The sequence below is a fragment of the Acinetobacter sp. BZX-2 genome (assembly GCF_055179795.1).
Map to the genome: position 1 here is coordinate 2,845,910 of NZ_CM143686.1, position 13,420 is coordinate 2,859,329.

The window sequence follows — 13,420 nt, forward strand, 5'->3', positions numbered from 1 at the left end:
CACAATCAATCATGACGATTGGCTGTCCTCTGTGGTTGAAATTTTCTTAGCTTTGGGCTCCTGCCCTTTCGTATAACGTTTGATTTTCTTACCGTTTTCCATATCCACCCATAGTATGAACAAGTCCAAAAAGTAAAAATAAGGTAAATAGTATTTCTTAAAGCTTTTTTGAAGGTCTTTATCAATGGTTTCAATTTTTAAAACTTCATGCCTTAATTCGGCCTTTGGAGCAAAAATATTGCAACTACGCATGCTGTAATGTATTTCATTCGCTGAGTTACTCAGTTTGTTCTTTTCGTTATAGCGTGCGATAAATTTAGCCAAATACTGCCTTAGCTTCTCTGGCAAATTGACATCTTGCAGTTTGGGTTGATATTCAAAAAACAAGGTTAAATCTGCATAGGTCTGTCTACTCTGCCGCTGTACACAGTCATATTGATCCCAACGCAACAAATAGCCTCTAAGCCAACTTAGTGGTTGTGCTGACTGACCCACTCGTAAGAATTCAGTCAGAATCGATGATTGCTCTGTCTGATTCAAACTTTTGTTTGGGATATTCAATTCAATCTGTATACGCAAGGCATAAACATCTTTTGCAAGCAAATAACGAGTGTACTTGGTGAGTTTTTTAAAATTGCCATCTAAACTTGCCTTAGTTTTTATAAAATCGTGATGTGATAGTTCATTCTTTAAAATGCTCATTTTTTCATTAAGTTGAACCATGATTACGTCATTCAATGGCTGTAATTGAAACTCTTGCAACACACTCCAATTTGCCTGCAAAAAACTTAAAAAGGACAATACATTTTGAGATCGAAATGGTGCGCTTGATAAGTTTTGAAAAAGGTCTGGCTCATCAAGTAAAGTTTTAAAAATATTCAACCACATCTGACCCAATCGAGTGTGCATTTTTGAATATTCTTCAGGTGAGAAAGTACCTAATAATGCTTTATTCGGAATAATAAATAATTCAGGTTTTACTGCTCTAAGGGTTTCACAAAACACTTCTATTCGCCCCAACAGAGGAGCTAATGTTAAATGTCCACCGTCACTGTCTGACAAGTATGGATATACAAAGTAAGTGAGATCAGCATAACTCAAATATTGCTGCACAGGTTTTGCTAAATGTTTTCGATGAGCAAAGATCCTTGTATCCTGCTCACTTAGGTCATTGAGGGTACAATAGTCTTTGGATAACGACTCTAAATTCTTATTAGAGGTAGGTAGAGATGATGATTGCAGAGCCAGACATCCATTTATTATCTGGTGTAGGTTAAAACCTAAATTAAATTTAAAAACCTGTTCTACAGCAAAGAAGCAGCTAAATATCCAGTACCAACTTTCATTTACAGCGGCTACATCACTTTTTTTGATTAAACCAACTGCCTTTTTACTAAATTGCTTGCGAACAACATCATTCCAATTTCTAACAGTGTACTTATCCGCCAAAATAGAAAAAATACCTGCCAACTCTTTCTTGAATTTTAGGATAAATGTATTTTCTGCAAAGTACTTGGTTTCCTTAAGAATAAAGGCAAAGTGTAAATTCAAACCAAATTCCTGACTTGGCTCCAGTCTAACTAAATAATGAATAAGTGTGTTTAACCCATCAACTTTCTGTAAAATCGCTTTTATTTTACCCTCATAGTCTGAATACAATTTTAGGTAATCATCCTCCCCCTTTGGCTGATCTCGATAAATTGTAACATCGAAGCAAAAAACATAAATCTGCTCATGTTCATCTAAAGCTTTTTTAAATGTTTGCTCGTACCCTGCCTCATAAACATCTAAGCCAAATTGTTCATCAACAGAAGAGTCTGTTAATACTTTCGGTTTCAATTTTTCCAAAAAATCAAAGAAGACATCAAGCTCATAATCACCAACTTCACTTGGTACAAGCGGATGAGAATCTATACACAACCTCATTGCACTTTGCCCTAGATGCATATTCAAATTTTTAATTATGCTTCGGCTAGATAAATCAAGCGCATGACTCAACCCCAAATATTGTGAAATTTTTCTAAAAACAAAAAAGTCTAAATGATCCTTTTCAGTTAAAACACTACGAGAATATCTGAGGCTATTAATCCCTTTATTCAGTTCCACACGCTGCTCGTTCGTCAAACATGGAAGTTCCTCAAGTATTGGTTCCTGATCATTTTTAAGCATCAACAACAACTGATCATAGTTTTCCAACAGATCAATTGTCTCTCGAAAAATAACAACTTCATGTTGCTGATTTCTTTTTGACACTCGTTGAAACGACAAAGGATATTTATAGCGAAGCATCTTGTACAAATCACTCTTTGTTATTCTTTTAAGAAAATGGTAATTTTCCATACTAATCCTTTATATTTAGAAGACTACAATAAAGTCTTAATTTTATTAATCAGTATTTATTTTACATTAAAATCATATTTTAATAGATCATTATTCACTATAAAAAATGAATATTAATTAACACCAAAAACAACAATTCTACGTATAAAAACTGGCTATATCCGTTATTGCTTGGAGTAAAGAATAATAGAGGCCTAAGACCTGAACCAAGCTTTCAAAAAGTAAGTTAGTTATGCTTTTAAAGTGTGGTAGAGAGCTATCAAGAAATTTGATAAAAGATAGGCTTTGCAATAGATACGAATTGGCTTAAATAGTTATTGTTTATTATTTCTAATCAAAATAAAAAATTTCAGCAATAATGTACCCCACATTCAATAGAGGTACATGAGTATAAATGAGCTAATTAAGCATTAGATTCAACTCATTTATTGAGCCGAATATGTGTTATATTTAGCTCATCTTGGAAAGATTCTAAGTGGAGACTAAGATGCAAGATTGGATTTGGCAAAGTGAAAACTGGGTAAACTTCACATGGGACGATGAAATCATCTTGCCCAAAACCAGACAGATTCATCAAAAAATTGGAATTCTACTTGGGCAAAGTCAACATGATTTAGCCAAAGAACAATTCACTTTAGACACACTGCTTGCCAATCTTGTAGCATCATCAGCGATTGAAAATGAGACCTTAAATGTGTATTCATTACGCTCCTCACTTGCTCGTCGTTTGGGTGTTACCCTTGAACAACCTTACCCAAGTTCAGACCGATCTGAAGGCTTAGCCAACATCATGCTGGATGCGCTTAATAACGTAAAGCAACCACTTACTGTTAAACGTCTTATGCAATGGCACCAATGGCTTTTTAATGACCCTGATTGGACAATGCAGCGTTTACGTATTGGTCAACTCAGAGGTTCAGAACCAATGCAGGTTGTCTCTGGTCGATTGGACTATCCGACCGTTCACTTTGAAGCACCTCCTAGAGAAGGACTAGAAGAACGTTTAGAAGCTTTTATCAATTGGTTTAATCATAGTCTAACCGATGCGTTGCTTGACCCGCTACTTCGTGCAGGCATTACTCACTTATGGTTTATCACACTCCACCCTTTTGATGATGGTAACGGTCGTATTACACGTACCCTCACAGACCTTGCTTTAGCGCAAATGGATGAACAGAGTATTCGCTTGTATGCACTATCCCCCGTTATATTAAATAAACGCAAAAGTTATTATGAAATTTTAGAACAAACCCAAAAAAATGATTCCAATATCACCAATTGGCTTGTCTGGTTTTTAGACACCTTAAATGACAGCCTTGAAACGACGTTAAAGCAAATTAATCGAACATTGTTTAAAAGTCAGTTTTGGCATAAGTATTCAAACTTAGATCTCCATGAAGGACAACGCAAAGTATTGAATCGTTTATTAGATGGTGGTGAAAATGGCTTTGAACATGGTATTAGTGCCTCACAATATCAAAAGGTTGCTAAAGTCAGTAAAGCAACGGCTACTCGTCACTTATCTGACTTGCTCGAAAAAGAGTGTATAATCAAATTGGAAGGTGGTGGGCGCAATACTCGCTATCAGATCAATACTCAATTATAAATAGAGTACTTTTATTTTTTACGGTATATTTTGCGGTAAAATCAATTTGCTGCATAAATTATCAATTTAAAATTCAATTGGATAAGCTAATAGTTCGAGTCCCGCAGAGCGTACCATTTTATGGTTTATTTTGGTCTATAGTACTCCCAATAAGAATAAAAAATCAGTCTATAAAATTCTAAATTTATACATATTCTTTGCGGTAATTATTTCGATAAGATGTGTTACTTCAAAACCTTTACCACAAAATACCAAAAATCGTTATACCTCTAGCAGATACCAAGATTAAAACTATCAAAGCAAATTTATTGCCCCTATCTCTTACACAACCACATTTACTTTCAATTGCTTTCCTCATTCTCAAGATACCTTGAACCCATGTATTTGATATAAATATGGATCAAAATGATATTTATTGATTTCATAAAATTTTTCACCCTGATCGTTAATATTATCCTTAAGAAACCAAATCTGTTCTCAATTAAAATGATACAAAAATATTAAACACAATTGTTCAATTTTACTCATATTTGATCTAATATACATATATTGAAATTTTGTTGACTAGAGATACTAGTAACTAAACAAAAAAATTAAGGCTCTTTCCGAGGATCAAATATGACCAATACAGTATTTCAGCAAGGAAGAATTGACGTACATCATCACATTGTTCCTCCTGTTTTTAGAGAGGCCATGCTCAACAAAGGCATTGATAAAGTTGCTGGTGCGCCATTGCCTGTCTGGACACCCGCTCAATCGATTGACATTATGGATCAGATCGGTACAGAAACTGCGATTGTCTCTTTATCTGCGCCAGGTGTTTATTTTGGAAATGTACAGGAAGCATGCAGCTTGGCACGCGAGTGCAATGAATATACTGCGCAAATGCGACAAGACTATCCAAACAGATTTGGTTTCTTTGCCGTGCTGCCGATGCCTTTAACTGCTGAAGCCTGTAAAGAAGCCATCTATGCTTTGGAAGTACTAAAAGCGGATGGCATTGTCTTACTGGGAAGTACCAATGGTATTTTCCTTGGTGACAGCCGTTTTGAAGAACTCATGTTTGAACTCAACAAACGTAAAGCCATTGTCTTCATTCATCCAAATTTGCATCAGACCAGTGAAAATTTAGGTCTCAGCACACCTGGATTTATTTTGGAATTTTTACCTGATACCACACGTGCAGCAGTCAATCTGATTACCTCTGGGGTGATGGAACGCTTTCCAGATATCCAATTTATCTTGGCACATGCTGGAGGCTTCTTACCTTATATTGCATGGCGTGTCTCGCTAGGCAACCTGATGACTGAAATGAATAAAAATGCGCCTCAAGGGATCATGACTTATATCAAACGTTTCTATTTTGACACTGCTTTATCACCCTCTCCTTACGCCATGTCAGCATTAAAAGAGCTTGTTGGCACAGAAAGAATTTTATTTGGCAGTGATTTTCCATTTGCACCAGCGCCTGTGTCTCATATGCAAGTACAGACTCTCGGAGAATTGAGCATTTTTGATGAATCAGATCATTATAAAATTCAAAGAGCTAATGCACTCAGCCTATTTCCTCAATACAAAAAAGCCAATGAAGAAGTCAGCCCACGCCCAATTTATCTACAGGAATCCTTTAGTAATAAATTTAAACGTTGGATGACTCAGCCAATTATTGCAATCGCAGAAAAGAAACGTTCAAAATAAGATTGAGGCTTTTATTATGGCTTTACATATTGTTCATTTTATTGATTCTCAACAAAAAAAGCGTTGGGGACTCATTCAGGAAGATCAGATTAAATGCTTGCAGCATGATTTTGAAAATACTCAGGAAATCATTCAATGTGGCATTCTGCAATTGGAAAAATTGGCAACTGAAAGTAAAGAAAAATACTTACTTGCTGATGTGGAACTACTGAGTCCGATCACCAATCCATCGCAAATATTATGTCAGGGTGCAAATTATCGTCAGCATATGCTTGATTCGGGAATTAATCCTGATACTCAATCATTTAATATGTTTTTTACCAAATCATTGGCATCTCTTCATGGTCCAATAGGATGGATTGAAAAACCAAGCCATGTTGATTTATTAGACTATGAAATTGAATTAACACTGGTATTAGGCAAAAAAACGCAAGGTAGTGTCAATGTCACCACAGAAAACCTACATGAATATATTGCAGGTGTCTGTATTGGTAACGATATTTCAGCACGTGACATCCAAATTCCACAAATGCAGTTTTATAAAGGCAAAAGCTATCGTACATTCTGTCCACTCGGCCCTGTTTTGTGCTTATTGAATAAGACAGAAATGCATTATCTCAATAAGTTACAACTTAACCTAAAAGTAAATGGTGAAGTCCGTCAGCAAGACTCCACCGAAAATCTGGTGTTTAAGCCTGCTGAAACATTGACTGAGTTCTCCCAGATTACCAATTTTGAAGTGGGTGATGTCCTGATGACAGGTACACCATCAGGCTGTGCATTGGGTTTACCCTCCGCTACACTCATTAAAATGACAGGTCTTTTACCTGAGAAGCTTAAATGGCAATTGTTTCAAAAAAGTCAGTCCAGACGTTCCCAATATCTGAAAATTGGTGATCAGATTGAATCTCATATTTTTAGTAGTGATGGCAAAATCAATTTAGGCTATCAAAAACACACCATTTGTTAAGTAGAGAACTCTTTATTATGAAAAAATATTTGTTTTTATGTTTACTGGCATCTTACTCTATTCAGTCCTTTGCATCAGATCACCTCAATGGCACTGTATGGAAAACGATTGATGATGAAACCAATCAACCTAGAGCCCTTGTAAGATTTAGTGAAGATAAAAATGGTGCACTATCGGCGACTATTGAAAAAATTCTCGTTGCTAGTGAAGCGAATAAATGCACCAAATGTGAAGGAACCTACCAAAACAAATCATTAGTTGGTCTAACCATCGTCAAAAACTTAAAAAGTTCAGGTCAAAATAAGTATACCAATGGATCGATCTTAGATCCAAAAACAGGTAAAACGTATAGCTTTAATGCGACTTTATCCCCTGACGGCAAAAAACTAAGCGGTCGTGGTTACATTGGTATTTCTGCACTTGGTAGAAGCCAGACGTGGTACAAAATTAAATGATTTAAAAGGCTTAAAATTTTCTTATTTTTGGATTGAATCTACTGTTCGATCCAAAATACGTGATTCTAGATTAGCAAAATAGAGCGCTAATCTAGAATTTATAAAATGACATCACAATTCTTTTAATATTGGTAATTCACGGCGTGATATTTCATAAGCCTCAGTATGTGCCAAACCTAATGCAATCAGTATTAACTCTGCTGCATCTGAACCACTTTCCCGCCATGTTTTATGACCATCAAGCACTAAAAAAATCGAAGTTAATACCGAACCCGCAATTAATGATATGACTGAAAAAAGTTGATCTTCCCGAAACGTATAGCGCTTATTCTCTAATCCTGACAATACATCTGGTAAAGGTGAATCATCCCCTGTCCACAAAGCCATTAGAGATTTTGAACTAAAAGCGAATCGGCAGATAAATCGCCCCCAATCTGGTTCTTCATGCGCTCTACGAATATACATACGTATACCTGTCGCAATCCGAACAGCAGCATCGGACTCATTGTCTAATGTTTTAATCACTCGAGCATTCATTTCTACTGCAAGCTGAGATGCAATGTCTTCAAATAATGTTTCTGGATCAAGCTGATTATTATAAATAGTACCACGAGCCACACCAGAAGCTTCCGCCAACTCACTGACACTGATATTGGTTGAACCTCGTTCAGCAAAAAGTTTGAGTGCTGCTTTATGAATTCTTTTTTGTGATGATGATAAACGCACAGCCTCAACCCTTTGCACAAATCCAATTGAATTGAACAATAATACCTAAATTTAAACAAAAAATCTCTATTATTGCTCAATCATACTTATTTTATATCTGTACCCATTTTAGACTTTGCATCCATAATTGTTCTGCCAACGCAATATTCTGTGCCACACTGGAAGATGCTGTGACTTTGCAATCCTCATAATACATACCTGTTTCACCACCAAGTTGTGGTGCCGTTGCACAATAGAGTGTCGTTTTAGCCCCTTCTGCTGGACTAATCATCCAACGAGAAAGCACTTTCACCAAAGGCTTTGGCAAGCTCCGCCAAACATTGGTCGATACAACTCCAGGATGTACTGCGTAGGTAGTCACACCTGTCCCATACAATCGTCGAGCGAGTTCTTTGGCAAAAAGTATGTTAGCAAGTTTAGCCACAGCATACTCTTTCAGCCCACCGATACTTTGAGTCGATTGTAGTACAGCATCAAAATCAATACCTTTTGCATGACGATGTGCTTTGCTCGAAACGACAACGACACGTGCTGGTTTAGATTCGATTAATTTATTTGTTAATAACTGAGTCAGTAGAAAGTGCCCTACATGACACACACCGAACGTCAATTCAAAGCCTGACTTTGTTAATCCTTTCTGCCCTGCTAAACCCGCATTACAAATCAGAAGATGTAAGGGTAAATCACGTTCTAAAAATTGTGTTGCACATACTCGAATAGAATCAAAATCTGCGAGATCTAAAGGGATAAATTCCGCTTTTGCTTGTCCACGGCTCTGCTGATTAATTTCACTGATCACTTGTTGCGCTTTGCCTGCATCACGACAGGCTAAAAGCACATGATAACCCTGTAAAGCAAGTTCTTTTGCAGTCACAGCGCCAATCCCTGAGTTTGCACCTGTCACCAACGCCACTTTGCCATTTAATTTAAATTGGGTCATGCTGTTATCCTGCCTGTTGCTGTTTTAATAGGTCTAAAGCAACATCAACAATCATGTCTTCTTGACCACCCACCATACGACGACGTCCCAATTCGACTAGAATATCAACGGTACTCAGTCCATAACGTTGCGAGGCAATTTCTGCATGTCTCAAGAAACTCGAATACACGCCTGCATAGCCCAGTGCTAAAGTTTCACGATCGACACGAACAGGACGATCTTGCAATGGACGAACCAATTCATCGGCGGCATTCATAAGTGTAAAAAGATCAGTTCCATGATTCCAACCGAGACGTTCAGCCGCAGCAATAAACACTTCTAATGGTGCATTGCCTGCACCAGCCCCCATACCAGCAAGACTTGCATCAATACGGTCACAACCCTCTTCCACAGCGGCAATTGAGTTGGCAACACCTAAGCTTAAATTGTGATGAGCATGAATCCCTGTTTGCGTTTCAGGTTTTAATACAGCTTTCATGGCACGGAATCGATCACGGATATCCTGCATGGTCATTGCACCACCAGAATCGACAACATAAATACATTCTGCACCATAAGATTCCATTAATTTGCCTTGTTCCGCTAAAGCTTGCGGTGTGGTCAAGTGACTCATCATCAAAAAACCCACCGTATCCATTCCCAGTTCACGAGCATATTCAATGTGCTGTTTGGAAATATCCGCTTCGGTACAATGCGTCGCGACACGAACCACACGAGCACCTGCGTTATAAGCTGCTTTTAAGTCATGAATCGTCCCTATACCGGGTAAAATCAGTGTGGCAATTTGAGAATGCGTCAATACATCGGCGGCAGCCTCAATCCATTCCAAATCAGTATGCGCAGCAAAACCATAATTAAAACTAGAGCCTTGTAAGCCATCACCATGGGCGATTTCAATGCTATCTACTTTTGCATTATCTAAAGCTTTGGCTATCTCTTGTACATTTTGAATAGAATATTGATGGCGAACTGCGTGACTCCCATCACGTAGAGTCACATCAGAAATATAGAGTTTTTTATCTTGAATATTCATATTCATACTCCTATTGAATCTTGAAGCGCTTGTGCAATTTTCTCACCTGTCGCCAACGCTGCCGAAGTCATAATGTCCAAATTGCCTGCATAAGCTGGTAAATAATGCGCTGCACCTTCAACTTCTAAAAATACGGAGGTTTTCAAGCCTGAAAATTTCCCTAATCCTGCAATATTGAGTGGCGCAGATTCAGGAATAACCTCGAACTGAACTTTTTGTTTTAAACGATAACCCGCAACATATTGCTGGACTTGGGCAACCATCTGCTCAATCGACTGTTCAACCATAGCTTGGTCCACAGCTTCAGACAGCACATAAACCGTATCGCGCATTAATAGAGCTGGTTCGGCTGGATTTAATACAATAATTGCCTTACCTTTTACTGCACCACCGACTGTTTCTAGTGCCTTTGATGTGGTTTCGGTAAATTCATCAATATTGGCACGTGTCCCTGGCCCAGCAGATTTACTGGAAATAGAAGCCACAATCTCGGCATAATGAACTTTTGCAACTTTCGATACTGCTGCCACAATAGGAATCGTTGCCTGCCCACCACAGGTCACCATATTGACATTAAGTGCTTGAATATTCTGCTCAAGATTAACCACTGGGACGCAATAAGGGCCAATTGCTGCTGGCGTGAGATCAATCATACGAACATTTGGCTTTTTTAATCGGATTAGTGCATCGTTCTGTATATGTGCACCTGCCGAAGTTGCATCAAAAACGATGTCGATCTCTTGAAATTCAGGAAGCTCAATCAGTCCCTGAACACCTTGTGATGTAGTTGCAACACCCATACGTTTTGCACGTGCCAAACCATCAGATTCTGGGTCAATACCGACCATTGCTGCGATTTCAATATGTTGACCATATTTCAACAGTTTGATCATTAAATCACTGCCAATGTTGCCACTACCAATGATGGCTGCTTTAATTTTCTTACTCATACTTTTAGCTCCCGAATGACGAAATTTACAAAAAGTGGCAACTCACTTTTCCAAGACCTGTGATTTCTGCGGCGATGAGATCACCAGCTTGTATACTGACCATCGGTCCCAAAGCACCTGAAAGAATAATTTCACCTTTCTTGAGCGGTTGTTGACGTTTATTCATTTCTTTGGCTAACCACCAAGCTGCTTCTAATGGATGAATAATGTCCTGTAAATTTCCAGACGAGACGAGTTGATCATTTTTACACAAGGTCATTTCAAGATCAGTAAAATTCATATTTTCAAAAGGGATCTTGGTATAACCCAGTACAAAAGCTGCGCTTGATGCATTATCTGCAACCGTATCTTCTATATTTATTTTCCAGTCTTCGATGACACTGTCCACAATTTCAAGTACGGCAACCGCATGAGAAATACAAGGAATAAGGTCTTCAAAACGGCTTAAATTGTCAGGTAAGTCTTGCCCCAAAATAAAAGCAATCTCAGCCTCAATTTTGGGTTGGATGAACTGAGCACAATCAATACTGGCTTGATCAGAATATTCCATATCGCCAAATAAAATACCAAAATCAGGTTGATCCACACCGAGCTGAACTTGTACAGCATTCGATGTTAAGCCAATTTTTTTCCCAACAATCCTCGCACCGTGCTGCACTCTAAATTCAGTATTGATCTGTGCAACCGCATAAGCCTCATCCAAACCGTTAATACCATGACTTACAGATATTTTTTTGATTGCTTGTCGTTGCTCACGCGCCTGACGAAGTGCGGTTGCCGCTGCGAGTAATCGCTCATGATTCTGCTGAGACATCTTCTGCTCCTTGCATTGCTTGAGTAGGAATCACAGTCGTAGGTATCGCTTTATTGACAGAATTATTGGCAGAATTGGCTGTTTTTGAATGAACAACCGTTTTTGCATTGGCAAGATCAAGTTGTAATTTCAATTGCTGAACTGCGCCATCCAATTCATCATGAGGTACGACAGCAAAGCTAAACTTATCAGGACGAAGTAGAGCCACTGGATGTTTGACATGACACGCTTTGTTAAACCAATTCACCATATGCCCATCAATATCTTCAACTTCAATCAACTCAGGATTGAAATCTTGCAGAATTGAACCTTGTGGACGTTCACCATAAGGATAAAGCGTGACAAATTGACAACCGAGCTGTGTCAAAGTGTGTTTATTGTTTTCGGATAAACACGCAGAAGGATCACATGACAGTCCGATCAACGCATAGTTTTGACCTGTCAATTCATCGAGTAGAACACGTTTTCCAGCAATCGTCCGCACGATCGGTTGTGGCGAAAGACTTCCTTCGGGGCTTAAACGATGTTTACGTGCTAAACCGAGATACTGCCCTTTGGTGTAAATCGGTTGTGGTTTAAAGCCGCCTTCCTGTGCCCAATCTTTGAGTTTCGGCGTCGCAAGAATACCTTTAATCACACCATCACGAATTTTACTGCCGACTGGATTGGTCATTGAGACTAAATCTTTCAAAAATACTGAACCTTTAATCATTGAATGTGCATGATCACGGCGTTCAGATTCGTAGCTGTCCAAGACTTTCTCACCTGCTCGTCCTTCGAGCACTGCACTGAGTTTCCAACCTAAATTGGCTCCATCACGCACACCAGAGCTGGCGCCTTGCCCCATGAATTGCGGTGTCATATGTGCTGCATCACCTGCCAATAGCACACGGCGATCACGCCATTGATTTGCCACTAAAGCATTGAATGTATAAACCAATTTACGTTTTACTTCGAACTGGTCAGGGTCTACATATTTTGAAAGGAGCATGCGTACCGTATCATCCTGCTCCATGTATTCTTTGGTCTGCCCTTTTTTCAACATAAATTCAAAGCGATGAAATCCATCAGGCTGTACGCAGCTCACGACGGGTAATTCAGGATCAACGATAAAATTGAAATAAGGCAAATGGCGTAAGCCTTTGTTTGGATCTTTTTGTTTTAAATCGACCACCAACCAAGGTTCAGGAAAGTTTTTCCCTGTCATTTCGATACCGAGTTTGGCACGTACTGTACTTCGCCCACCATCTGCTCCGACAAAATATTGCGCACGAATCATTTGTACATCTACATCATGCGTTGCTTCAACTTTGGCATCATTACCATCACTAAAACGGTAGACTTGAGTCGCTTGATGTTGAACATCAACACCATTGGCATCTTGTTCAAAATTAACCACTTCTCGACCACGTAAAATGTTTACATTGGGATAACGTGCTAATCCTTCAGTCAATGAAGTTTCTAAATAAGGCTGATAGAAAAAATTGACAATCGGCCAACCAAATGGACGTTTTAGCGGTTTGTATTGTGCAATGACACGACCATCGGGATAAGTCAATTGAACAGGTGTTTCAAGTAACATGTCCTTTTGCAACTCATCTGCCATATCAATGGATTGAAAAATCCGCATACATTCATCATCGGTATAGACGGCTCGTGCATTGCCATAAAAGACAGGTTCACGCTCCAGTACCACGACTTGATGTCCACGTTTTCCCAATACATGTGCAAGTACCAGTCCTGTTGGACCCAGTCCTGCGATGACCACATCTGCTTGTTTTGGCAATGGTTGATTTTGCTGTTTTATTGACTGCGATTTAGCTGCTTTCATCTTCACTTATCCTTTTTTAAGGGTGCAAAACCCTAAGTAACCTTTCGATTACTTTTT

The 13,420-nt window shown here is 38.7% G+C and carries 11 protein-coding genes; 4 read left to right on the forward strand and 7 right to left on the reverse strand.

The genetic code is table 11. From position 1 onward, the window contains the following. Positions 1-9: 9 nt before the first annotated feature. Positions 10-2,340 (reverse strand): hypothetical protein, encoded by a 2,331-nt coding sequence (locus ACY45D_RS13440; RefSeq protein ID WP_463107186.1) that lies wholly within the window; start codon positions 2,338-2,340, stop codon positions 10-12. Positions 2,341-2,827: 487 nt separating this feature from the next. Here ACY45D_RS13440 and ACY45D_RS13445 point away from each other — a divergent pair, with 487 nt between their 5' ends. The 4 genes from ACY45D_RS13445 to ACY45D_RS13460 all read left to right on the forward strand — a co-directional run bounded on the left by ACY45D_RS13445 (position 2,828) and on the right by ACY45D_RS13460 (position 7,069). Next, positions 2,828-3,946 carry a Fic family protein gene (locus ACY45D_RS13445; RefSeq protein WP_463107187.1) on the forward strand — a complete coding sequence of 373 codons (1,119 nt, stop codon included), beginning with the start codon at positions 2,828-2,830 and terminating at the stop codon, positions 3,944-3,946. 618 nt (positions 3,947-4,564) lie between these two features. Beyond that, positions 4,565-5,644: an amidohydrolase family protein gene (locus ACY45D_RS13450; RefSeq protein WP_463107188.1), complete on the forward strand. Its 1,080-nt coding sequence runs from the start codon at positions 4,565-4,567 to the stop codon at positions 5,642-5,644. A 16-nt stretch (positions 5,645-5,660) separates the two neighbouring features. Beyond that, positions 5,661-6,614, forward strand: a complete 954-nt coding sequence (locus ACY45D_RS13455) for a fumarylacetoacetate hydrolase family protein (RefSeq protein ID WP_463107189.1) — start codon at positions 5,661-5,663, stop codon at positions 6,612-6,614. A 17-nt stretch (positions 6,615-6,631) separates the two neighbouring features. Then, complete coding sequence (locus ACY45D_RS13460) at positions 6,632-7,069, forward strand: DUF2147 domain-containing protein (RefSeq protein WP_463107190.1); 438 nt, start codon at positions 6,632-6,634, stop codon at positions 7,067-7,069. 111 nt (positions 7,070-7,180) lie between these two features. Here ACY45D_RS13460 and ACY45D_RS13465 read toward each other — a convergent pair whose 3' ends face one another. The 6 genes from ACY45D_RS13465 to mhpA form a co-directional block, all read right to left on the reverse strand. Continuing rightward, positions 7,181-7,795: a TetR/AcrR family transcriptional regulator gene (locus tag ACY45D_RS13465; protein ID WP_463107191.1), complete on the reverse strand. Its 615-nt coding sequence runs from the start codon at positions 7,793-7,795 to the stop codon at positions 7,181-7,183. Between the two features lie 91 nt (positions 7,796-7,886). Continuing rightward, positions 7,887-8,735, reverse strand: coding sequence for an SDR family oxidoreductase (locus ACY45D_RS13470; RefSeq protein ID WP_463107192.1), 849 nt, complete (start codon positions 8,733-8,735; stop codon positions 7,887-7,889). 4 nt (positions 8,736-8,739) lie between these two features. Continuing rightward, complete coding sequence (gene dmpG / locus ACY45D_RS13475; protein ID WP_463107193.1) at positions 8,740-9,768, reverse strand: 4-hydroxy-2-oxovalerate aldolase; 1,029 nt, start codon at positions 9,766-9,768, stop codon at positions 8,740-8,742. A gap of 2 nt (positions 9,769-9,770) precedes the next feature. Further along, positions 9,771-10,718 carry an acetaldehyde dehydrogenase (acetylating) gene (locus ACY45D_RS13480; protein ID WP_463107194.1) on the reverse strand — a complete coding sequence of 316 codons (948 nt, stop codon included), beginning with the start codon at positions 10,716-10,718 and terminating at the stop codon, positions 9,771-9,773. A gap of 25 nt (positions 10,719-10,743) precedes the next feature. Next, positions 10,744-11,532 (reverse strand): 2-keto-4-pentenoate hydratase, encoded by a 789-nt coding sequence (locus ACY45D_RS13485; RefSeq protein WP_463107195.1) that lies wholly within the window; start codon positions 11,530-11,532, stop codon positions 10,744-10,746. Then, positions 11,513-13,363: a bifunctional 3-(3-hydroxy-phenyl)propionate/3-hydroxycinnamic acid hydroxylase MhpA gene (mhpA, locus tag ACY45D_RS13490; RefSeq protein ID WP_463107196.1), complete on the reverse strand. Its 1,851-nt coding sequence runs from the start codon at positions 13,361-13,363 to the stop codon at positions 11,513-11,515. The genes ACY45D_RS13485 and mhpA overlap by 20 nt, the downstream gene beginning before the upstream one ends. Positions 13,364-13,420 lie beyond the last annotated feature (57 nt).